Genomic DNA, 23,141 nt, shown 5'->3' with positions numbered 1-23,141 from the left:
TATTACCCTCTGTTGGCCATTAGTTTTGATACGTATTTTCCAATTACGTCAAATTCTAAATTTACTATGGTACCAACTTTATAAGTATTAAAGCGTGTATTTTCATAAGTATAAGGTATAATAGCAACGCTAAATGTATTTTTACTAGAATCTACTACTGTTAAACTAGTACCATCAATAGTAATAGACCCTTTTTCAATAGTAGGGTTGTTAAGTGTAGCATCATATTCAAAAGTAAAAAACCAGCTTCCGTTTTTCTCTTCAATATTAATACAAGTTCCTATTTGGTCAACGTGACCTTGTACAATATGGCCATCTAAACGTGAACCTAAAATCATTGCGCGTTCTAAATTAATAGCCTCACCAACATTTAAATGTTCTAAATTGGTTTTTTGTAACGTTTCATCAATAGCAGTAACTGTATAATTGTCACCATCAATTGCAACAACAGTTAAGCATACACCATTATGAGCAACACTTTGGTCAATTTTTAATTCGTGTGTAATTGTAGCATTTACACTAATGTGTAAATTGGTATCCTCTTTTCTTAACTCTTTAACTTCTCCTAAAGTTTCAATTATACCTGTAAACATGTTGTCGTTTTAATTAAGTAGTTTTGTAGTGTAAAATTACTATAAACCCATAAATTAATATGGAGGAAAGACAAAAAATAAAAGTAGGAATATCAATTGGCGATTTAAATGGTATAGGATGTGAGGTTGTTTTAAAAACTTTTGAAGATTCTAGAATGTTAGATTTTTGTACTCCGGTTATTTTTGCATCTAATAAAACGATTTCTTATCAAAAAGGAGAATTGAAAATAGACATCAATTATAATGGTATTCATGATGCTTCAAAAGCACTTGATGGTAAAATAAATGTTGTTAATGTTTGGAAAGAAGTTCCGAGAGTAAAATTTGGAGAAGCAACAAAAGAATCAGGAGATTTTGCAATAAAATCATTACGTGCGGCTGTAGCCGCTTTAAAAGATGGTAGTATTGATGTTTTGGTTACAGCACCAATAAATAAAAATAATATTCAGGCAGAAGATTTTAATTTTCCTGGTCATACAGATTATTTAGCGCAAGAGTTAGAAGGTGAAAGTTTGATGTTTATGGTTACTAACACTTTAAAAGTAGGTTTGTTAACAGATCATATTGCCGTAAAAGATGTAGCTGAAGCTATTACACCTGAATTAATTAAAAATAAAATTAATGTCATTGAAAATTCGTTAAAAGTAGATTTTGGGATTACGAAACCAAAGATTGCACTTTTAGGCATTAACCCACATAGTGGCGATAATGGTATTATAGGTAAAGAAGATGATATAATTTTAAAACCTGTAATTAAAGAAGTTTTTGATACTGGATCATTAATTTATGGCCCATATGCAGCAGATAGTTTTTTCGGAACAGACGGTTATCAAAAGTTTGATGCAATATTGGCAGCATACCACGATCAAGGATTAATACCTTTTAAAACTTTATCATTTGGTAAAGGTGTTAATTATACGGCAGGTTTAAATAAGGTGCGTACATCACCAGATCATGGTACAGCTTATGAAATTGCTGGAAAAGGGAAGGCAGACCACAGTTCTTTTAAAGAAGCAGTATTTACAGCTATAAAGATTTTTAGAAATAGAGAAGAGTATAAAGAGCTTACAGCAAACCCATTGAAAAAAACAAGATTAAAACGTGATTACAGATAAGTGAATTGTTGAAAATCTTTTTGTAAATTTCAGTAATTATACTTGTATAATACAATTTAACTTAAAAAGTTGGGTTTTAGTAAAATAATAGTATCTTTGCACCCGCCTTTGATTGGCTGGAGCACTAATTAAAGTGTCAAACATGAAGAAGCATAGAGAGTTTGTGATTCCTTTTTCTGGATTGAAGCAAGGAAAACATAAATTTAATTTTAAGATTGATAATACGTTCTTTGAATCTTTTGAATATAATGAGTTTAATAATGCTACTGTTGATTTAGAAGTATTGTTAAACAAATCTAGTACAATGTTGGAGTTAGAAATGACGGCTAGCGGTACTGTAAATGTATATTGTGATGTCACTAGTGAAGCTTATGACCAACCAATACAGGCTGATTTAGAATTGGTAGTAAAGTTTGGTGAGGAGTTTAATGACGATAATGATGAAATATTAATTCTTCCACATGGAGATTTTCAAGTTGATATATCACAATATGTATATGAGATGCTGGTTTTAGCAGTGCCTTTGAAAAAAGTTCACCCAGGAGTTTCGGATGGAACTTTAAAATCAGACGCATTAGATAAACTAGAAGAATTACATCCAAAAGAGGTAAAAGAAAATAAAAGTGAAGAAACGGATCCCCGATGGGATACATTAAAAAAGTTATTAACGGATAAATAAGTTAAAATGGCACATCCAAAACGGAAGATTTCCAAAACTAGAAGAGACAAAAGAAGAACGCATTACAAGGCTGTTGCCCCTACAATTGCAAAAGACCCAACTACTGGTGAAATGCATTTGTATCACAGAGCACACTGGCATGAAGGTAAATTATATTACAGAGGTCAGGTTTTGATTGATAATACAGAAGAAGCAGTTGCATAATTAGCTTCACATACAGTTATATAGACTCCCACTTGAAATAAGTGGGAGTTTTTTTATGAAACTATTTCAATTTTTGAAATAAAGGGATTTAATTCAAAAAGAGATGAAAAGTCGTGGAAAATCACTACTTTTCACTAAATTTATCCTTTTTTTAATGTTTTTAGCGCAAAATCGTTTCTAAATGAGTAAACTATCAGCGGCTATTACAGCTGTAGGGGGCTATGTCCCAGAGTTTAAGATGACCAACAAAATGTTGGAGGATCTAGTTGATACTAATGATGAATGGATCACAACTAGAACAGGAATAAAAGAAAGAAGAATTCTTAAAGAGAAAGGAGCAGGTACATCTTATATGGCCATTAAAGCTGCTGAAGATTTAATAAAAAAAAGAGGCATTGATCCTTCTGAAATAGATTTAATCTTAGTAGGCACAGCCACCCCTGATACATTAGTAGCTTCAACTGCGGCTTACGTAGCTTCAGAAATTGGAGCAACAAACGCATTTGCTTTTGATTTATTAGCAGCTTGTTCGAGTTTTTTATTCGGAATGTCAACAGCGGCAAGTTTTATAGAATCTGGCAAGTATAAAAAAGTACTTTTAATAGGGGCTGATAAAATGTCTTCTATTATAGATTATACAGATAGAACTACATGTATAATTTTTGGTGATGGCGCAGGAGCCGCACTTTTTGAACCTAATGAAGAAGGTTTAGGTTTGCAAGATGAATATTTACGTTCTGATGGTTCAGGTAGATCATATTTAAGCATGAATGCGGGTGGATCTATTATGCCAGCTACAGAGGAAACCGTAAAAGATAAACAACACTTTATTTTTCAAGAAGGTAGAACCGTTTTTAAATTTGCTGTATCTAATATGGCAGATGCTGCTGCAAATATTATGGAGCGAAACGATTTGACTGATAAAGATGTTGATTGGTTAGTAGCACACCAAGCTAATAAGCGTATTATTGATGCTACTGCAAACAGAATGGGGATAGAAGATGAAAAAGTATTAATGAATATTGAGAGATATGGTAATACTACATCAGCGACCTTACCGTTAGTGTTAAGTGACTATGAAAGTCAATTAAAAAAAGGAGATAATATTGTATTTGCTGCATTTGGTGGAGGATTTACATGGGGGTCTATATATTTGAAATGGGCTTATAATTCAAAATAAAAACAAACTATTATTAAACAAGAATTCGATGGATATTAAAGAAATTCAAAGCTTAATTAAATTTGTAGCTAAATCAGGTGCAAGTGAGGTTAAATTAGAGATGGAAGACATCAAAATAACTATCCGTACTGGTAGTGAACCTTCTGAATCTACGTCATATGTACAACAGATACCTATGCAACATAATCCAATGATGCAACAGGTACCAGTTGCTAGCGAGCCTACAGCACCAGCTGTTGAGATTGCTGCAAAAGCGGATGCTAGTGAAGATGATAAATACATCACTATAAAATCACCAATTATAGGTACTTTTTATAGAAAACCTTCGCCAGATAAGCCTGTATTTACTGAGGTTGGTAGTGTAATAAATAAAGGTGACGTACTTTGCGTTATTGAAGCTATGAAATTATTCAATGATATTGAATCTGAAGTTTCAGGTAAAATAGTAAAAGTTCTTGTGGACGATTCTTCTCCTGTAGAATTTGATCAACCATTATTTTTGGTAGATCCATCATAAGAAATTTTAAATGTTAATTAAAATCATTTAAGATTTAGGTTTCAAAATTTAAAATTTCATAAGATGTTTAAAAAAATATTAATCGCAAACAGAGGCGAAATAGCGCTACGTATTATTAGAACCTGTAAAGAAATGGGTATTAAAACCGTAGCAGTATATTCAAAAGCTGATGAAGAGAGTTTGCATGTTAGGTTTGCTGATGAAGCTGTTTGTATTGGACCAGCACCTAGTAATGAATCTTACTTAAAAATACCAAATATAATTGCTGCTGCAGAAATTACAAATGCAGATGCAATACACCCAGGTTATGGTTTTCTTTCTGAAAATTCAAAGTTTTCAAGAATTTGTGCTGAGCACGATATAAAATTTATTGGAGCTTCTGGTGATCAGATTGATAAAATGGGAGATAAGGCAACTGCCAAAGAAACTATGAAAGAAGCTGGTGTACCTTGTGTACCAGGGTCTGATGGTTTACTTAAAGATGTTGTTGACGCTAAGAAGATTGCTAAAAAAATGGGTTATCCTGTTATGATAAAAGCAACTGCTGGTGGTGGTGGTAAAGGTATGCGTGCTGTATGGTCTGAAGATACAATGGAAGACCTTTTTGATAGCGCCGTACAAGAAGCTACTGCAGCGTTTGGTAATGGTGGTATGTATATGGAAAAGCTTATTGAAGAGCCTCGCCATATTGAAATTCAAATTGTAGGTGACCAATACGGTAAAGCATGTCATTTATCAGAAAGAGATTGTTCTGTACAACGTCGTCACCAAAAATTAACTGAAGAGACTCCTTCTCCTTTCATGACAGATAAGCTTCGTGAAGATATGGGAGCTGCAGCCGTTAAAGCAGCAGAATATATAAAGTATGAAGGTGCGGGTACTATCGAATTTTTGGTAGATAAGCACAGAAACTTCTACTTTATGGAAATGAATACACGTATTCAAGTAGAGCACCCAATTACGGAACAGGTAATTGATTATGATTTAATTAGAGAACAAATTTTGGTTGCAGGTGGTGTTCCAATTTCAGGAAAAAACTACCTTCCAAAACTACACTCTATTGAATGTAGAATTAATGCTGAAGACCCTTACAATGGGTTTAGACCTTCTCCGGGTAGAATAACAACGTTACATACGCCAGGAGGTCATGGTATTCGTTTAGATACTCACGTATATAGTGGTTACATTATTCCACCTAATTACGATTCAATGATTGCAAAGTTAATTACGACTGCTCAGACTAGAGAAGAAGCAATTAACAAAATGAAGCGTGCATTAGATGAATTTGTAATTGAAGGTGTAAAAACTACAATACCTTTTCATAGGCAATTGATGGATCATCCTGATTATTTAGCTGGTAATTATACTACTAAATTTATGGAAGATTTTGAAATGGCACCTCAGGTAGAAGATTAGAAAAATTTAAACTCCGGCTTTTTAGTCGGAGTTTTTTTATTTAATTATTTCACGGTATTCAGGGATTAATTAAATAAATTAATCCTTTTTCTTTGTACTGTAGTTGAAATACAATTTTTAACAGAATTTGAAGTTTTTAATATAGCACCATTTTAAAACCAACCACATGCTTAAAAGAATAACCACTTATTGTCTATTATTTTTTGCTATTACGCTTTGTACTAGTTGTTTTGAGATTTTAGAAGAAATCAATTTAAAGACTGATGGTAGCGGTACAATGCTAGTAACTTTTAACTTAAGTAAGAGTAAAACTAAACTAGCGTCTATAATGTTGTTAGATAGTGTAAATGGGCATAAAGTACCAAGTAAAGATGATATTAGTATTGCTTTAAAAGATGCTGAAGATCATTTAAAAAAAATACCTGGTATTAGTAATATTAAAAAAACAATAGATTATGAGAATTACATTTTCACTATAGCTTGTGATTTTGATAAAGTTTCAAATTTAGATGCTGTGTTTAAAGATTTAATTCAGAGACACAATAAAAGAGAAAAAACGAATTTCAATAGCACAAACTTTTCATTCAACCAGTCAACAAACACTTTTGCTCGTAAATTTTCCTATGATGATGCTATAAAAAAATCATTTTATAGACTAAAAGGTGATGATCGTAAGGTCTTTGAAGATGCTAGCTACACGAGTATTTATAGGTTTGATAATTTAGTCGAAAGTGCTACAAATTTAAATGCTAAAATAGCACCTAATAAAAAAGCTGTCTTCTTAAAAATTGATGCAATGTCACTTATTTTAGGAGAGAAAAGTGTTGCCAATACAGTTCAACTTACAAAATAAATTCAATCAAAAATTAATAGTAATAAATAATGAAAAAAGTTCTACTTTTCACGACGTTGTGTTTTGCTACATTAGTAGTGTCAGCTCAAGACTTAATAACTAAAATACCTAAAGATGCTAGTATTGTTGCTTCTATTAAAGGAAAAAACATTACAGATTTAGTTTCTACATCAGAATTTGAAAACTCTAAAATGGGTAAAATGATGATGGAAAAACTTTCCATGAAAACAGATGGAGTGGTTACTAATTTTGAAACATTAGGAATTAATCTTTCTGAAAACTTCTATTATTTTATGCAAATTAAGGATGGAGTTGATACACATAGTTTTTTAATACCTTTAAAAGACAAGCGTGGCTTTTTTAGTTTGTTATCAGAAAGTGAAAAAGAAAGAGTTGAATATGAAGATGATTTAGCTTATCTGGTAGATAAATATGATAATACAATTACCATGTGGAATAATAACACAATGTTAATTACTTCAACTGATAAAGAAGATAGTTATGATGATTATTATGGTTACAACGATTATTATGATGATTATAGTGTAGTAGAAGATGCAGTAGAAGAAGCCAAAACAATTTATCCTGTGATGGACTTTTATGAAACTACGTATAATTTTGGTACTATTAAAGAAGGGGATATTGTTGAGCATACTTTTAATTTCACGAATACAGGTAACTCTCCCTTAATTATTTCTGATGCTAAGGCAAGCTGTGGTTGTACCGTGCCTAGTTTTTCTATGGAAGAAATTGCTTCAGGTGCTACAGGTAGTATATCGGTAAAGTTTGATAGTTCGCATAAATCGGGTAGCCAAAACAAAACGGTTACAATAACTGCTAATACAGAAAATGGCGTTGAAAAATTATATATTAAGGGCTATGTAAGTGAAGATGGTATTGCTGAAGCAGTTATTGAAGATATTGAGGTTGAAGAAATAGAAGAAACAGTTATTGAGTCTACAGAATATGCTCAAGACAGTTATTATAATGATGATTACTACACAAAAAGAGAAGCAGAACGAAAAGCAAGGGATGCAAAAAGAGAAGCTGAAAGAAAAGAATTATTTGTAGACATAATTGCTAATGCAAAAACGACTCTGAAAGCCGATTATGTTAATGGGAGTATTTTAAAAAACCCGTCATATTTAAAAAGTATTGGATCAGGAAAAGATGAAGCTACGCTTTGGGTAAGTGATTTTATGGGTATTTATAAAAATATGTTTTCTTCAATTTTGGGTAGTGGGTACTATGGTGATAGCCCTTATGACATTTTTAATGCAGGTGCTCTTTATGATGGCATGACACTTACCTCAAAATTAAATTTTGAAGAAGATAAAGCAAGTTTAAAAGCAAGTTATACAATGAATAATGAGATGGCTAAATATAACCGTCAAATGTATAATGGTAAAATGAATAAAAACTTCTTTAAATATTTTAATGAGGATGAAATTGAAGGGTATTTTTCTTTTAACATGAGTACTGAAGGTATGTTGGAAGCGTATCCAAAAATGGTAGAAACTATGTTTGATGGTGTTGAAAAAGAACACTTAGATGATTTAGTACCAATTGGCACACGTTTATTTTCATTAATTTTAGATGAAGAAGCAATAGCAAAAATTGTTAGAGGTGATATGCTTTTAGTAATGACTGGTTTAGAAACCAAAGAAGTAGAATATACTACTTATGAGTATGATGAAAATTATGTAAGTACTGAGGTTGTAAAAACAAAAGAAGAAACAGTACCTAACTTTTTATTTATGGTAACATCTGAAGAAAAAGAAATTTTTGAACGTTTAATGAGAATAGGTATAAAAGAAGGTGGAGTATTTTTTGAAAACGGAATTTACAATGTAGATGTTCCTGATGCTCCTTTTATGCTAAGTATGGTTTTTAAAGATGATGTTTTGGTTATTGGTAATTCTGCGAAAGAAATTATGGCAATTAATAACGGGACTATTAAGGGTAACGTTTCAGGAAAGCATAAAAAAATTATTTCAAATAACTCTTCAAGTTTGTATGTCAACGGAAAGAAAAGTGTACGAGATATTCCAAGTGACGTTTTGCCTAGAGAGATTGAAAGTAAATTAAATTACTTTGTTGATAATGTTGAAGATGCATACCTAACAGTAGGTAAAATGAAAGGAAATACAATGGAAGCTGAAATGATTATTAATAAGCCAGAAGATAAAGGGCATAAAAATAGTTTAGCATATTTCTTTAATATGATTAATGCTTTAATAGACTAATAAATAACGTCTTGATGAAAAAAATTTTAAAAATAGCCCTATCACTAATAGTTGTATTATTGATAGGGTATTTTATTTATTCAAAATACCAAAATACCACTGTATTAAAAAATGTGGTTCATGAGAACGCAGAGAGTGTTTTAAAAATTGGTTTACATGATATAAAAAAAACAATAATTCTTGATGCGATTTCTTCTCCTAAATATTACTGGAATTCGGTAAATTTTAAGCAAGGTTATAAAGAAAAAGACACAATTGATGAGCCAGGTAAAGGCATTGATTTTTTACCGTATTCTCTTGTTTTTTATACTATGAAAAATGTGAAAAACACTTTGTTTACTACTTTTCCAATCAAAAATTCATCAGAGTTTGAAGTCTACGCGCAAAAATTTACAACGGATAAGAATATAAAAATTATTAAAGGCGACTACAGCTATGCAATTGATGAAAAGTCTAAAATGGTTTATGCTTGGAACTCGAGTTATTTAGCGGTAGCTATAAGTCCTAAAATCGATTATAAAAACTACAAATTAATATTTGATGACGTTCTATTAAAAAACAAACTTATTTCAGATAGTGATAATACCTATCTAGACAAATTAGCGACGTCAAAAAATCACATTACCTATTTAAATGGTGATGGTGAACTAGCCATTAATTTTTTAGACGGTAAAGCAGTTGTAGAAGGTAGTTTATTTACCGAAAACTCTAATTCATTTAATTCTGAAATTAAATATAGAGCATTACCAAACGCATCGTTACAATTGTATTTTGATGCAAATTTGACAAATGAAGCACATAGAATTTTAACCTTAAAGCAATTAGAGGGCATTACTTTTTTTGAAAAAAATAATATTGATGTAGCGACATTATTAAGCAAAACAAATGGTGTGTTTAATTTAGCAATAAAAGGGAGAACCACTCAAAAAGATACTATTGTAACTTACGAGTATGATGATAATTTTAATAAAATCGCCATTAAATCGGTTCAAGAAAATCAAGCGCCAATTATTACAATGAATTTAGGAGCCAAAAATAGTCTGTACCACTATTTATCAGAGCAAAAAGCAATTGATAATAACGTTTTAAAGGCAATACCATTATATACTTTTTATGCACATGAAACAGCTAATACTATTAACTTTTCTACAGTAAAAAAAGCTTTGCCTTCAGAGCAAAAAACAAGTGGTTATTTTTTTAGTTTAAACACTAATTTTAGTGATTTACAACAAGATATTCAATTTCCAAAAGCTTCAAAAGCCGCATCACTTTTAGATAAGTTACGTATTAATGCACAACAGTTGAATACTAATGAAATTTATATTGAAGGAAAACTTACTGCGACTAATGATGATATTAATATTATCTCTCAATTATACTTTGGCTTAAAAGAGAAAGATTCTATTTAGTGATTATATTTACTATTAATTTGTGTGTAAATTAGTAGTATGAATTTAAGTTATTGGGAATATAAAACTTGGCTTTCTAATATAGATTTTACAATTGTTGGTAGCGGAATAGTAGGCTTAAATTGTGCACTTAATCTTCGGGAAAAGTTTCCGAAAGCTAAAATTTTAATATTAGAAAAAGGATTTCTACCTCAAGGTGCAAGTACTAAAAATGCTGGTTTTGCATGTTTTGGTAGTATTTCAGAAGTATTATCTGATTTAAAAGTTTTATCAGAACAGCAAGTGCAAAAATTAGTGCAAAAGCGTTGGAATGGAATTCAGTTACTTCGCAAAAATTTAGGAGATAGTTATATAGATTTTCAGAATCATGGCGGACATGAAGTTTTTACTGATAATCAAGCAGAACTTTTTGAATCCTGTTTAAATAATCAGTCTGTAATTAATGAATTATTACAACCAGTTTTTGGAAAAGCACCATTTGTAAAATTAGAAAATCACTTTAATTTTAAACAGGTGCAAAACCAATATATTACAAACACTTTTGAGTCTCAGATTGATACGGGAAAAATGATGCATAGGTTGTTACACTTGGTGCAAAACGGTACTATTTCTATTTTAAATGCTATAAACGTAACGGAGTATTCGGAAGGTGATGATGTTGTGCACGTAAAAACTGATAAGTTTGAGTTTGCTACAAAAAAGCTAATTGTTACAACAAATGGTTTTGCTTCAAAATTGCTGAACAATTCGAGTATTAAGCCAGCAAGAGCTCAAGTGTTAATTACCAAACCAATACCTAAACTGCATATAAAAGGTACTTTTCATTTAGATGAAGGTTACTATTATTTCAGAAATATTGAAAATAGAATTTTATTGGGTGGCGGTAGAAATCTTGATTTTGAAGCCGAAGAAACTACTAGTTTTGGTGAAACTAAATTAATACAAAACAAATTGGTTCAGTTGTTAACTGAAACGATATTGCCAGAAACATCTTTTGAAATTGAACATAGATGGAGTGGTATTATGGGAGTTGGCTCAAATAAAGAGCCAATTGTAAAACAAGTTTCAAATAATGTATATTGCGGTGTTCGGTTAGGTGGTATGGGTATTGCAATTGGTAGTGCTATTAGTAAAGAAATTACAGATTTACTATAAGGCCATATTTTAATATAAATAATGGAAGAAAATATAAAAGAGCAATTATTTAATTTTTGTAAAGAAGTTACAGATACTAGAGTTGCCCGTATACAAGAGAATATAAAAGGCTATCAAAATGCATTGCACAGCGAAACCAAAAGTAGTGCTGGTGATAAGCATGAAACGGGCAGAGCTATGATTCAATTAGAAATTGAAAAAGCAGGCGCACAACTGGCAGAAGCAGAAAGTGTATATAAGGCTTTAAAAGCAGTAAATATCAATACGGCAATAGCAACTATAGGCTTAGGTAATTTGGTTAAAACTTCAATGGCTAATTACTTTATCGCAACTTCTGCGGGGGAATTTAAATACAATAATACTACAATTTATTGTATATCACCAATAACGCCAATAGGTAAATTACTATTTGGTAAAAAAGTGAATGATATAGTTACTTTCAATAAAAAAGAAATACAAATACTTGAAATACTATAAGTTTTAGTTGACTTCAATAAGATCAATATCAAAAAGTAAAACGGAACCTCCAGGAATTACAGAATTACTATTATTTCCATACCCTAAACTTGAAGGGATTAATAATATACCACTTCCACCTTCATTAAAATATTGAATACCTTCCGTCCAACCTTGTATTACACCACTAAGATTAAATGAGATTCCTTCTTCATCGCTTTCATCAAATACGTTCCCATTTAAAAAATAACCTTTATAAGCAACAGTTACATCTGATGTTGCTGTTGGTTGCTCTCCAGTACCTTGTTCGTTAATCACGTAATACAAACCACTTTCACTTCTCGTAGCATCTAATTCGTTTTCAGCAATATATGCAACTATATCAGCTTCATTTTGAGCGGTATAATCTATTGGTTCAATTATCTCGGTTTTGTTTTCTGAATTGCATGAAGTGAAAAGTAATAAGCTTATGGCAATAGTATATAATAATTTCATAGTATGATTTTCGGATAACAAATATATAAATTGTGAATGCTTTAAATAATTATTTAACTCTTTCCCCTTTGGTAGTAAATGACAGTCCTTGTTGTCCAGATGTAGAAATCATTATTCCTTCAAAAAAGGGTTCAGGTGTAGTAGTTTCAATTTTCCAATCAAAAATAAAGTTTGCTCCAGTGCCGCCTTCTTTATCTTTTTCTTCTATAACAATAGCAATAGTTTCAAGCGGGCTTAAATAGACCGGTTTATTAATATATGACCGTATTAATTGGCCATGTGTGTTATAATAAGTAGCGTTTGTTAAGTAAATAGAATCTGTAATACTTGTGTTTCTAATACTTACGGTTGCCGTTAAATTGTGTGTAGAGTGTTCTGACAAGCTATAAATTTGAGGATAAACAGATAAATAGGTACTACCCTCTAATAACGAATCAGAGAGTTTGTTTTGTAGTATTCTGTTATTCCAATTTACTGTATTTAAAGTTTTCTCTTCCTTTTTTTCTTCACAAGAAAAAAGAAAGAATAGTATACTAAAAGCTAAAATACAGTTTTTCATCAATATAGATTATAAGTATAAAAATAAGCAATATTTAATTGATGATTTTCTATTAAGAAGTAAAATTAATCCCAGTTTTTCTTAGACCGATTCGCTTTTTTTTCTGCCGATTTCTTTTTTGATTGTAATCGCTTTTCTATTGATGATTTTGAAGGTTTAGTTTTCCTTCTCTTTTTAGGAACCTTTAAGGCATTTTCAAGTACACTTAAAAAACGTTTTATAGCAATTTCTTTATTTTTATGCTGGCTTCTAGTTTCATCACATTGTAGTATTAAAACGTTCTCTTTAGTTAACCTATTCTGTAGTTTTAAATATATTTTTTCCTTTTCAACACTTGAAAGGCTATTAGATGTTTTTACATTAAAAGTCAGTTCAATTTTAGTAGACACTTTGTTTACGTGTTGACCACCAGCGCCACTACTTCTAACAGCTTTAAACTCTAGCTCTTGTATGATGGTTTTTGTATTCAAAATTGGTATTAGCTTTTAATTCTGTTATTTATTGTTTTAAGTGCGATGTTCAAATATACATTTTCATTAATTGTAAGTTCTTTTTCACTATCAAAAAAAAGTTTTTCTCCTGTTTCTAGAATTCCTTCGTTTAAATAATGAGATCCTTTAAAATATAGCTTCTCAACTTTAACTTTAAGTCCGGTTTTTTCAGAAATTTTAAATTCATTAGGGTAGATAAGTACAGATTTATCAATTTCAGTATATGTTTTTAATAAAGACATAGGTACTAAATTTACTTCACCAAAAAGTGATGCTATATACTTTTTTTTGGGGTTATTATATAAGTGTTCGGGTGTATTATTAGCAATAATATGCTGTTCTTTAAGTACAATAATCTCATCAGCAAACGATAAAATATCATTACTATCATGCGAGGCTACAATACAAGTTATAGCTTCTTCTTTTAAATAATTGAAAAGATTTCTCCGTAGCGTATTTTTTCTTGAATTATCAATATGACTAAAAGGCTCATCCAGTAATAGTATTTCAGGTTTTTGAGCTAAAACTCTGGCTAAAGCTACACGTTGCTGTTGACCACCACTTAAAAGCTTAACTTTTGTTTTTGCAAAATCTGTCATCTCAATCATCTCTAAAAGTTCGGCGGTTCTGGCTTCTAATTCTTCAGGGTAAAAAACAGATAAAAACTGACTTATATTTTCTTCCACAGTGATAAATGGCATCAAATCAAAATCTTGAGAAAGATATTTCATGTATTTTTCACCAGGTACCAAATTATAGTCTGGTCCCATAATTTGATTTTCCTTCCAAAAAATGGTTCCTTCATTAGGTTGTAATATTCCGTAGATTAATTTAAGTAAAGTACTTTTTCCACAACCACTTTCACCAATTATAGAAATATGAGCACCTTTTTTGGCCTTAAAAGAAATATCGGTTAAAATAATTTGGTCCTGATATGAAAAAGATAAATTGTTTACTTTAAGCATAATATATTTTGATAATTAAAACAAAACTAGAAATAAAAAGTCCGTTTTAAATAGAAGCAGACTTAATTCTTTGATTTTCACATTAAACAAATAAAGTTTTAATCATAATTAAAACTGCGGTTTTTCCACAGTGCTTATGTGGCGTCTCGTTTATCTGTGAGCCTATAAGTGAATAATTTTACATCAAAATATTAACCTAAATAAATCAACCAAAAAAAAGATTATGAATAATTTTAAAATTTACTCACTATTACTACTTTTAATTATTTCAAGTTCATGTGTAAAAGATGAAATTGAAAATTCTCCAGAAAATGAACTTCAACTAATACTTTCATTAGAAGAGGAGGAATTAAACTCAGAAAATGTTATAACTAATGTTATTGAAGATGTTGAAGACACTGTTAACGAAAGTACAGCCGATACTGGAGATCAAAATAAAGAAGATGAAACTAGAGGGGAAGATTAAATTTTTTCTTTTTTTCTTTTCTTCTTTTCTTTTCATATCCTGTAATAATGGAGACACGGTTGCTAATGAACTAGATCTAATTGATACTAAACTTCAGGATTCACTTAGTACCCTTATCGGAAAGAGACAGATATTAAAAGAGTTTTATGTAAAGAGTCTTCATCTGGATAATGACAGCATAAAAAGCAATAATATGTTATATTTATCTTACAAATATTTAAAGTATTTTCCAGATGAAGATTTTAAAAAAGTCAATGCGCTCTCTGAAAGATTAGCAAAAGAGAGAAATGATAGTTTGAAATTAGCTGGAGGCTATTGGGACTTAGCAGAATATTATCATAAAAAACGGATAGAAGATAGCGCTTATTTTTATTATTCAAGCGCTCAAAAAATCTATGAATTAAAAGAAGAACCCTATAGCTCTGCAAGAATGTTATTACAGATGGCTAATGTAGAGAGTAATATCGGAAATTATACAGGAAGTGAAATATCAACGGTCAAGGCTATAGAGATATTTAAAGAACTTGGTAAAAATGACAAATTATATAGCTCGTATAATAACTTAGGAATTGTATATTGTGAATTAGGAGAATATGATGAAGCTATTAAAAATCATCAGACTGCATTAGACTATATTAATGAAAATTTTTCAGATACTCAGTATGCCTCTACGATGAATAATTTGGGAGTGATTTATTTTAACATGAAAGACTACCATCGTGCTATTGAAAAATATGAAAAGGCGATTGATTACAGCTCAGATTTAAAAAATCAATCGCCAAAACTCTACGCAATGTTAATTGATAATAAGGCGATTTCAGAATTGTATTACGGAAATAACAATTTGGATAGTATTTTATCAGGGATGAAAAAAGCATTATCAATACGGGTAGAAAACAACATAAAAGACGGTATAACGATAAGTAAGATACATCTAGGAGAGTTCTATAAAATGCAAAAAGACACTTTGTTAGCAAAAGAGTTTTTAGAAGAAGCCAAAGATCTAGCAAATCAAACTAGAAATATTAGAGATTATTTAAAGTCAATTTTAATATTATCCGCATTAAATCCAAAGGATGAAGTAGCTTATTTAAAAAGGTACATTTCCGTTAATGACTCTATGACGAAAAGTCAATTAGGAGTTAGAGAAAAATTCACAAAAATACGTTTAGAGACAGATAACTATATTAATGTAGCCAAAGAGTTGGGAAATAAAATGGTCATTACAATATCACTTTCAATCGTACTATTTTCTATAATAGCGTTGAGTTATTTTAATTTTCGTCAAAAGTCAAAAAATAAAAGATTAGAATTAATTCATACTCAGAATATTAATAAGCAAGAAATTCATGATTTGACGATTTCAGTACAAGAAAAATTTTTAGAAGGAGCTGAACAGGAAAAATTTAGAATTTCTAGAGAGCTTCATGATGGAGTACTAGGAAGAATTTTTGGCGTAAGGTTAAGCTTAGATAGTTTAAATGAGAAAACCACAGAAGATGCAATACTTAAAAGGCAGAAATATATTGATGAAATTCAACTTATTTCAGAAGATATAAGAATTCTTTCTCATAAACTTATAAAGAAGAAAGAGGGCAAAGCAAATTTTGAATCGGTATTAACTGATTTAGTTACGATGCAAAAAGCAATAAATGAAACAACAAAGTATCATTTGTTTATAGAAGATAAAATAAATTGGAATAAAATTGATGACGTCATAAAAGTTAATTTATATCGTATAGTCCAAGAGGCATTGATGAATATTAGTAAACATGCCGCAGCTTCAATTGTAAAGATAACAATTTCAAAAAATAACAGATTTACAACATTAACTGTCGAAGATAATGGTGTTGGTTTTATTGTCCAAAATGCCTTGGAAGGTATTGGATTGAATAATATAGAAGCTCGAGCAAAAGAAATGAATGCTTATTTTAAAATTCTTTCTAGAGAGTCAGGAATTTTAGGGACGATAATAAGAATTGAAATTAAAAATAATGATGATGATAAATAAAAAAATAATAAATATTTTGATGGTAGATGATCATTATATGATTTTAGAAGGTTATAAAAATGTATTGTCAGGGCTTGAGTTAGAAAATGTAGTTACGAATTTTCATACGATAGACAATTGTGATGATGCCTGGGAAATGATCAACACTTCCAAATTTGATATTATTTTTTTAGACATCAATTTTACACCAAAAAATGATGCTAAAATTTTATCAGGAGAAGACTTAGGTATAAAAATAAAGAAAAGTTTTCCAGAAGTTAAAATTGTGGTTTTAACGACGCTTGAAAATTCTTTTCGACTTCAAAATATTTTTAACAATGTAGAACCAGATGGTTTTCTTTTAAAAGGGGAAACAACTTCAAAAAATCTTATCCGTTGTTTAGAAAGTGTTATTGAAAACCCTCCTTATTATGGACCAAAAATTTCAAAGCTATTGCGTTCTGAGATGAAACTAAAATACACTCTAGATGAGGTTGATCGAATCATTTTATTTCAATTGTCAATAGGAACAAAAACTAAAGATATTACAGATCATGTTCATTTATCGCTTAGAGCCGTAGAAAATAGAAAGAAAAAGCTCAAGGAAATATTTGATGTTTTTGAGAGTGGTAATAAAGAACTCTTAGAACGAGCCCGAGAATGTGGCTATATATAAGTAAAAAAACCATTTCTTTAGAAATGGTTTTTTTATGTCCTTTTATTTCTTCTACGGTATTTTTTTAGTTCTTTCTCATTTAATGACTTTTATATAGAGATGCGGTTTAACCGAAGTGTATGCGTGGTTTATTTACATAACCTGCAGGTATACAGTACTTAAATTTGAATAAAATTAATAACATGAAATATTTTATTCTAGTAGTAGTAGCATTTTTAATGTCTTTTTCAAGTCAAGCACAAATTAGTGTTTCAGGTCAAATCAGTGATGAAAATAATGCGCCTATTGCATTTTCTAATGTTACGATTAAAGAAGTTGATTCAGGTACGATTGTTACAGGAGGAATTAGTGATGAAAATGGAAAGTACAGCTTACAATCCCCAACAGGAAAATATCAAATTGAAGTAAGTTTTATTGGATACGAACCTTTTTCTAAGGTTATCGTGTTGACAGAGAGTCTTGTATTAGAAAACATTGTATTAATTGGTACCGTAGATCAGTTAGACGAAGTAGTAATACGTGGAAAAAAACCAGTTATTCAACAAAGTGCTGATAGATTGACTTTTAATGTTGAAAATAGTGTCATGGCCACAGGGGGTAATATTGTTGATATATTAAAAGTTACCCCTAGTATTAATATTACGGATCAAGGAATAGGCCTTATAGGGAAGGGTAACGTATCTGTTTTAATAAATGGAAATCCTGTTAAACTTACAGGAGAAGCTTTGGTCAATTTTTTAAACTCTATTCCGGCAGAGAATATAGCTAAAATAGAAGTAATAGATTCACCTCCTTCAAATTTTGATGCAGAGGGAAGTAATGGTTTAATAAATATTATTTACAAAAAAGGCTTAGCAGGCTTATGGAATACGACTATTAATGGATCTTATCGACAAGGAGTATACTCGTTATATTCTTTAGGAGCGAGTACGATCTACAATGATGATAAATTAAGTTTTTCAGCAAATATAAATTATGTAGATGGAAGCAAGCAAGTAGAAGAAATGGCCACTATATTTTACGATGAGAATATATGGGATAATGATATTACCAGAGAGAATATTTCTGAAGATCTAAATGGAAATCTATCCTTAGATTATCAATATAGCCCTAAATCAAATATAGGTTTTCAATATTTAGGAACTGTTGAGCGCCCTGATGTAGACTATAATGGATTAACGCAAATAACGGATTATAATAACACGTTAGATTCTTTAATCGTTTCTAAAAATTTTACAGCGAATAAAAACTATAACCATTCTTTTAATATTTACCATGAAACTGATTTAGATACTTTAGGAAAGAAAATGACTATAGGGGCAGACTATTTTATTTTAAATAATAAAAACTACTCCTCTATTGAATCTAGAAATTTTATTGACGAGAGTACTTCAACAGGAGTCGTAATATTAGCAGATAATGATAGTAAGCAAAAAATAGAAAATGTTGCAGCTAAATTAGATTTTCAAATTCCAACCAAACTTTTAGATTTATCTTTTGGAGGTAAGCTAAGTTTTACAACAACAACAAATAATACCACATATTTAAATGCTCCAGAGGCGACTGCTATTACTGTTCCAAATCAAGACAATAATTTTGAATATAAAGAAGATATACAAGCTGTTTATATCACAGGAAAAAAGGCATTTAATAAAAAATGGGAAAGCACTTTTGGTCTTAGGGTAGAGAACACTAACACTAATGGTATTTCAATGGCATCAGATGGCTCTTTTGAAGAAGAGAATAGTAATTCTTACTTAAAGCTTTTTCCAACCATGACTACCACATATAGAGCCAATGAATCCAATGTTTTAAGTTTTAGTTATTCTAAACGAATTACGAGGCCTGCATTTTGGGAATTAAACCCTTATAGAAATTATATTAATGCTTATATCTATTCTGAAGGGAACCCTTTTTTACAGCCTTCTTTTAGCCATAATATAGAGTTTACTCATTCTTTAAAAAACAAATTCACCAGTAGTTTTTTTGTCAGTATAGTCGATAATGGATTCGGTCAAATTCCAGGAGTTAATACAACGACAGGAGAACAGTTTTACACAAGGAATAACTATTATAAACGAACCTCTTATGGTATTAGTGAAAGCTACAATGTAGATGTTTTTAAATGGTGGAAGAGTTACAATTATCTTTTTGCTTTTTATAATGATGTTTCCTTTTTACCAGGAACAGATTTAGAGACAGAAGCTCTTGATGGATTTGGACTTAGGTACTCGAGTATGAATACATTTACTTTAAACGCAAGTAAAACACTTAATGGGGAAATTAATTTTTGGTACTTCCCAGGAACAAAATATCAAGTCTATGAGTCAACAGGATCATCTGGTCTTGATTTAGGGATAAAATGGTCTGTAAAAGATAATTTACAATTAACTGCAACGGTTAAAGATATTTTCAACCAAAACAATCCAACCTATACTACTTCAACAAGTAGTACACCACAAGAATTTTCTATGAATGGAAGTACTCGATACTTGCGTATTTCAGCGCGTTATCAGTTTGGAAATAAAAAGATAAATAAATCAAAACGAGATTTTGGTAATGAATCAGAAAAAAGCAGAGCAATAAACTAATAATAACCAAAAAACATAAATACAATGGACATTTCACACAATTTTTTTATTCTATTTGAAGATAATAAGGCGAAACTTGTCAATTATAAAGAGAAGAAGGAATATCATATTAGAAAAGAGTACATGAACGAGCTGATAAAGCTTAGTAGTGCTGAGGAAGAAGTTTCTGATACAACAAAAATAATGAAAGACCTTACTCAAGCTGGCGTACTAGTAGAGGGCAACGATAAGCCAGAAATGTATATTCATTATTATTCAAATATTTTTCACAATTTATCTAAAAATCGTTCAGTAACATCAAACAATACTACAGAAGGTGAATGGGCTTTGGAATACATAAAAGTTTGTGAACGAGTTGCAAAAGAGAAGTTTCCAGAAAGAGATTCTTATGTAAATTACGAAAAGACAATTCAGTTGCCAGTAGCAACTCAAAGTGAAGAATCTTTATTGAACACTTTAAAGGAGCGAAAAACTATTCGAGAATTTTTTGATGAATCAGTTACTCAGCAACAATTAAGTAATATCCTTTATTTTTCTTATGGTAATGTTCATAAAGATGAGGGAGAATATGCTCCTTTTTATAGAAGAACCAGTCCTTCAGGAGGTTGCTTACAAATTATAGAACCTTATGTTACAATATTTAATGTAGACGGTATCCCTCAAGGACTATATTGGTATGATTCAGCAGAACATAAATTATGTCTTGTTAGAGAAGCGTTTAGTTATCAAGATTTAAGAGAGTGTTTAGCAGGTCAATTTTTTGCAAATGATTGTGCCTTTGGTGTTTTTATGACCGCTAATTTGGAAATTCTTAATTGGAAATATAAGACTGAAAGAAACTACAAAGTAGTCTTTTTAGAAGCAGGACATTTTGCGCAAACTTCTCAATTAATGAGTACTTCAGAAGATTTACAGATTTGGATAACAGGTGCTATGACTGAGAGTTTGATTGAAGAAGCTTGTAAAATTGATGGAGTAAAAAAGATACCGGTATTTTTTACAGCTTTTGGTAAAGGAAGAAAGAAATCAATGCATAGCCTGATGCAACAAAAATTGGATTCTTATGTGGAATCGATAAAAGACTAGACTTATGAATAAGCTAATAATTTTTTTTAAGGAATTTTTTATAGAAGATATATTTATCTTTTTTCGGAAGAAAAAAATATTCTTTGTACTAGGTATTATTTTTTTGTTTTTATCCGGTATAATCCAGCTAATGATTCCATTATCATTTGGAGATTCGTTAGGTTCAATGACCAATTCAGACAAGCTTGTTTATCCAAAAATATCATCTTTTGTTTTTGTTTTTAGCATGGTTCTCTTTCAATTTGTATTGATGTTTGCTAAAGACTACTTCTTTATGAGGTTTTCATTAGAAGGGATTAGTAATTTAAAAAGACATCTTTTTGATAAATTTTTAAAATTGCCAATGGCTTATCATAATAAAAGCAGTGTTGGAGGAATCATAAGTATTTTAACTCACGATGTGGAAACAGTCAAAACCCTTTATTCATCGAACTTATCAAAGTTTTTTTATGATATTTTTATAGTTTTTGTTGCTACAATAATTTTATTAAGTATTAACTATAAACTATCACTTATACTGTTATCTATTTTTGGTTTGTCCATTTCGGTGGCTTACTTGTTTGGAAAAAAAATCAGGAGAATAGCCTTAAAAACTCAAAATTTAAATTTCAAACTTTCTTCAAAGTTTGAGGAATCATTACATCGAATACAGACTATTAAAATTTTTACGTCTGAAGAATCTGAAGTTGCTCAAGCTTCTAAAAAAATAAATGGTGTATTTAACGAAATGAAAAAGAATGAGATATTAGAGTCAATATTATATCTGGTAGGATTATTAATGATCATGTCTTCATTATTATTTATGGTATGGTACGCCTCTTATATGTTGACTACAGGTGAGATTGTCATTGAAGATACAGTTCCTATAATCATAAATTTGCTTTTTATTATTTATTCGATATCAGGGATTGCAAAATTCCTAGCGAATTTAGAAAGAGCAAGAGGAACTACATTACGATTGGTAGATGTCCTTAATGACGACCCAGAGGCTTATTGTTATCAAGGTATTCTTAAAGAAAATTTCACAGATTCTATTTCTATCAAAAATGCAGGTTTATATTATGAAAATTCAAAGAATATGGTTTTAAAAGATTTGTCTTTTACTATCGGAAAAGGAGAGAAGGTTGCTATTGTGGGAAGTAACGGTTCGGGAAAATCATCTCTGATCAATTTGATACTAAGGCTATATGAGCCTACAAAAGGTAGTATTTATTTAGATCGTCAAAATATCAAACAGATTAATTTACAGAGTTACCGTAATTTATTTAGTGTTGTTTCACAAGATATAAGCCTTTTTAATATGTCTGTTGATGATAATATTTGTTATCCAGATAAAAATATTGATAAAGAAAAGATTTCCTACATTAAAAAATTAACCAACATCAATTTTAATAAGGATGGTGCATTAAAAATAGGAAATAATGGTAATTTATTATCAGGGGGACAACGACAAAAAATAGCATTGGCTAGAGCTTTGTATAGAGATGCTTCTATAATTATACTAGATGAAGTTACCAATTCTTTAGATCAAGATACAAAGACCTTTTTGAGTAGTGATTTCTTTAAAAATTACCTTAGTAAAAAAACAGTTATTTATATTTCACATGAGATGTCTTTGATAGAAAATGTTGATAAAACTATTGTTTTAGAAAAAGGAAAAATACTGGAAATAAGAGAAAATAAACTAGAGCGTACCGCTTAAAATTGATAAAACTATGGCAACAAAGATCCCTATAGAGCATACAGAACATCTAAATAATACTAGTATAATTTGGCCTGAAAATGGAGATTTTTTTACTATAAAAAATGACAGTATACGACTAAAGCCTTTATTTCATGGTTACTAGCTGTTAAAAAATTGAAAACTATTCAATTTACTTAGGAATTCCCTCAAAAGTAATCCTCTTAAATAAGAGTGTTTATTTAGAAAAAGACCACCTTTTATGGGTGGTTTTTTTTGGTTTTAGAAGTAATTGGGTTCATTTTTCATGCACTTATT

23 protein-coding genes are annotated in these 23,141 nt (G+C 30.3%); 18 read left to right on the top strand and 5 right to left on the bottom strand.

The genetic code is table 11. The annotated features are described in order from the left end of the window. Window positions 1–2: 2 nt before the first annotated feature. The gene (locus KO500_RS05205) at window positions 3–593 is read right to left on the bottom strand and encodes a riboflavin synthase (protein ID WP_215955442.1); all 591 of its coding nucleotides are present in this window, start codon (window positions 591–593) and stop codon (window positions 3–5) included. A 59-nt stretch (window positions 594–652) separates the two neighbouring features. On the opposite strand from KO500_RS05205, the gene pdxA reads away from it, so the two are divergent. The 11 genes from pdxA (at window position 653) to KO500_RS05150 (ending at window position 11,844) form a co-directional block, all read left to right on the top strand. After that, on the top strand, window positions 653–1,708 hold the full coding sequence (gene pdxA, locus KO500_RS05200; RefSeq protein WP_215955441.1) for a 4-hydroxythreonine-4-phosphate dehydrogenase PdxA: 1,056 nt from the start codon (window positions 653–655) through the stop codon (window positions 1,706–1,708). Window positions 1,709–1,850: 142 nt separating this feature from the next. After that, on the top strand, window positions 1,851–2,387 hold the full coding sequence (locus KO500_RS05195; RefSeq protein WP_215955440.1) for a YceD family protein: 537 nt from the start codon (window positions 1,851–1,853) through the stop codon (window positions 2,385–2,387). A gap of 6 nt (window positions 2,388–2,393) precedes the next feature. Next, the gene (gene rpmF, locus KO500_RS05190; RefSeq protein ID WP_215955439.1) at window positions 2,394–2,591 is read left to right on the top strand and encodes a 50S ribosomal protein L32; all 198 of its coding nucleotides are present in this window, start codon (window positions 2,394–2,396) and stop codon (window positions 2,589–2,591) included. Window positions 2,592–2,772: 181 nt separating this feature from the next. Beyond that, a complete protein-coding gene (locus KO500_RS05185) occupies window positions 2,773–3,771 on the top strand; it encodes a beta-ketoacyl-ACP synthase III (protein WP_215955438.1) in 999 nt (332 codons plus the stop codon). A 28-nt stretch (window positions 3,772–3,799) separates the two neighbouring features. Continuing rightward, window positions 3,800–4,288 carry an acetyl-CoA carboxylase biotin carboxyl carrier protein gene (gene accB, locus KO500_RS05180; protein WP_215955437.1) on the top strand — a complete coding sequence of 163 codons (489 nt, stop codon included), beginning with the start codon at window positions 3,800–3,802 and terminating at the stop codon, window positions 4,286–4,288. Between the two features lie 63 nt (window positions 4,289–4,351). Beyond that, a complete protein-coding gene (gene accC / locus KO500_RS05175; protein ID WP_215955436.1) occupies window positions 4,352–5,704 on the top strand; it encodes an acetyl-CoA carboxylase biotin carboxylase subunit in 1,353 nt (450 codons plus the stop codon). Between the two features lie 166 nt (window positions 5,705–5,870). Then, window positions 5,871–6,557 (top strand): hypothetical protein, encoded by a 687-nt coding sequence (locus KO500_RS05170; RefSeq protein ID WP_215955435.1) that lies wholly within the window; start codon window positions 5,871–5,873, stop codon window positions 6,555–6,557. 29 nt (window positions 6,558–6,586) lie between these two features. Further along, a complete protein-coding gene (locus tag KO500_RS05165; RefSeq protein WP_252732425.1) occupies window positions 6,587–8,803 on the top strand; it encodes a DUF1573 domain-containing protein in 2,217 nt (738 codons plus the stop codon). Between the two features lie 14 nt (window positions 8,804–8,817). After that, entirely contained in the window at window positions 8,818–10,212 is a 1,395-nt protein-coding gene (locus tag KO500_RS05160) for a hypothetical protein (RefSeq protein WP_215955434.1), read from the top strand. 39 nt (window positions 10,213–10,251) lie between these two features. After that, entirely contained in the window at window positions 10,252–11,367 is a 1,116-nt protein-coding gene (locus KO500_RS05155) for an NAD(P)/FAD-dependent oxidoreductase (RefSeq protein WP_215955433.1), read from the top strand. Window positions 11,368–11,388: 21 nt separating this feature from the next. Beyond that, window positions 11,389–11,844 carry a GreA/GreB family elongation factor gene (locus KO500_RS05150; protein WP_215955432.1) on the top strand — a complete coding sequence of 152 codons (456 nt, stop codon included), beginning with the start codon at window positions 11,389–11,391 and terminating at the stop codon, window positions 11,842–11,844. A 3-nt stretch (window positions 11,845–11,847) separates the two neighbouring features. On the opposite strand, the gene KO500_RS05145 is transcribed toward KO500_RS05150, so the two are convergent. The 4 genes from KO500_RS05145 to KO500_RS05130 form a co-directional block, all read right to left on the bottom strand. Then, complete coding sequence (locus KO500_RS05145; RefSeq protein ID WP_215955431.1) at window positions 11,848–12,318, bottom strand: FKBP-type peptidyl-prolyl cis-trans isomerase; 471 nt, start codon at window positions 12,316–12,318, stop codon at window positions 11,848–11,850. Between the two features lie 49 nt (window positions 12,319–12,367). Next, a complete protein-coding gene (locus KO500_RS05140) occupies window positions 12,368–12,877 on the bottom strand; it encodes a DUF3124 domain-containing protein (protein WP_215955430.1) in 510 nt (169 codons plus the stop codon). Window positions 12,878–12,942: 65 nt separating this feature from the next. After that, entirely contained in the window at window positions 12,943–13,347 is a 405-nt protein-coding gene (gene arfB / locus KO500_RS05135; protein WP_215955429.1) for an alternative ribosome rescue aminoacyl-tRNA hydrolase ArfB, read from the bottom strand. Between the two features lie 8 nt (window positions 13,348–13,355). Then, window positions 13,356–14,333, bottom strand: a complete 978-nt coding sequence (locus tag KO500_RS05130; protein WP_215955428.1) for an ABC transporter ATP-binding protein — start codon at window positions 14,331–14,333, stop codon at window positions 13,356–13,358. Between the two features lie 223 nt (window positions 14,334–14,556). Between KO500_RS05130 and KO500_RS05125 the strand changes: the two genes are divergently transcribed. The 7 genes from KO500_RS05125 (at window position 14,557) to KO500_RS17485 (ending at window position 22,989) form a co-directional block, all read left to right on the top strand. Next, on the top strand, window positions 14,557–14,799 hold the full coding sequence (locus KO500_RS05125; RefSeq protein ID WP_215955427.1) for a hypothetical protein: 243 nt from the start codon (window positions 14,557–14,559) through the stop codon (window positions 14,797–14,799). Then, the gene (locus tag KO500_RS05120) at window positions 14,777–16,810 is read left to right on the top strand and encodes a tetratricopeptide repeat-containing sensor histidine kinase (RefSeq protein ID WP_215955426.1); all 2,034 of its coding nucleotides are present in this window, start codon (window positions 14,777–14,779) and stop codon (window positions 16,808–16,810) included. Before KO500_RS05125 ends, KO500_RS05120 begins: the two co-directional genes overlap by 23 nt. Continuing rightward, window positions 16,800–17,465 (top strand): response regulator, encoded by a 666-nt coding sequence (locus tag KO500_RS05115; protein WP_215955425.1) that lies wholly within the window; start codon window positions 16,800–16,802, stop codon window positions 17,463–17,465. Before KO500_RS05120 ends, KO500_RS05115 begins: the two co-directional genes overlap by 11 nt. 182 nt (window positions 17,466–17,647) lie before the next feature. After that, a complete protein-coding gene (locus tag KO500_RS05110) occupies window positions 17,648–20,056 on the top strand; it encodes an outer membrane beta-barrel family protein (RefSeq protein ID WP_215955424.1) in 2,409 nt (802 codons plus the stop codon). 24 nt (window positions 20,057–20,080) lie between these two features. Beyond that, the gene (locus tag KO500_RS05105) at window positions 20,081–21,142 is read left to right on the top strand and encodes a SagB/ThcOx family dehydrogenase (RefSeq protein ID WP_215955423.1); all 1,062 of its coding nucleotides are present in this window, start codon (window positions 20,081–20,083) and stop codon (window positions 21,140–21,142) included. A 4-nt stretch (window positions 21,143–21,146) separates the two neighbouring features. Continuing rightward, window positions 21,147–22,844, top strand: coding sequence for an ABC transporter ATP-binding protein (locus tag KO500_RS05100; protein ID WP_215955422.1), 1,698 nt, complete (start codon window positions 21,147–21,149; stop codon window positions 22,842–22,844). Between the two features lie 13 nt (window positions 22,845–22,857). Continuing rightward, on the top strand, window positions 22,858–22,989 hold the full coding sequence (locus KO500_RS17485) for a hypothetical protein (RefSeq protein WP_289847641.1): 132 nt from the start codon (window positions 22,858–22,860) through the stop codon (window positions 22,987–22,989). Window positions 22,990–23,141: the final 152 nt, after the last annotated feature.

Origin of the sequence: Cellulophaga baltica, from assembly GCF_018861125.1 — a bacterium.
In the GTDB taxonomy this organism is placed as follows: Bacteria; Bacteroidota; Bacteroidia; order Flavobacteriales; family Flavobacteriaceae; genus Cellulophaga; species Cellulophaga baltica_A.
This window is presented reverse-complemented; position numbering and strand designations above follow the sequence as displayed.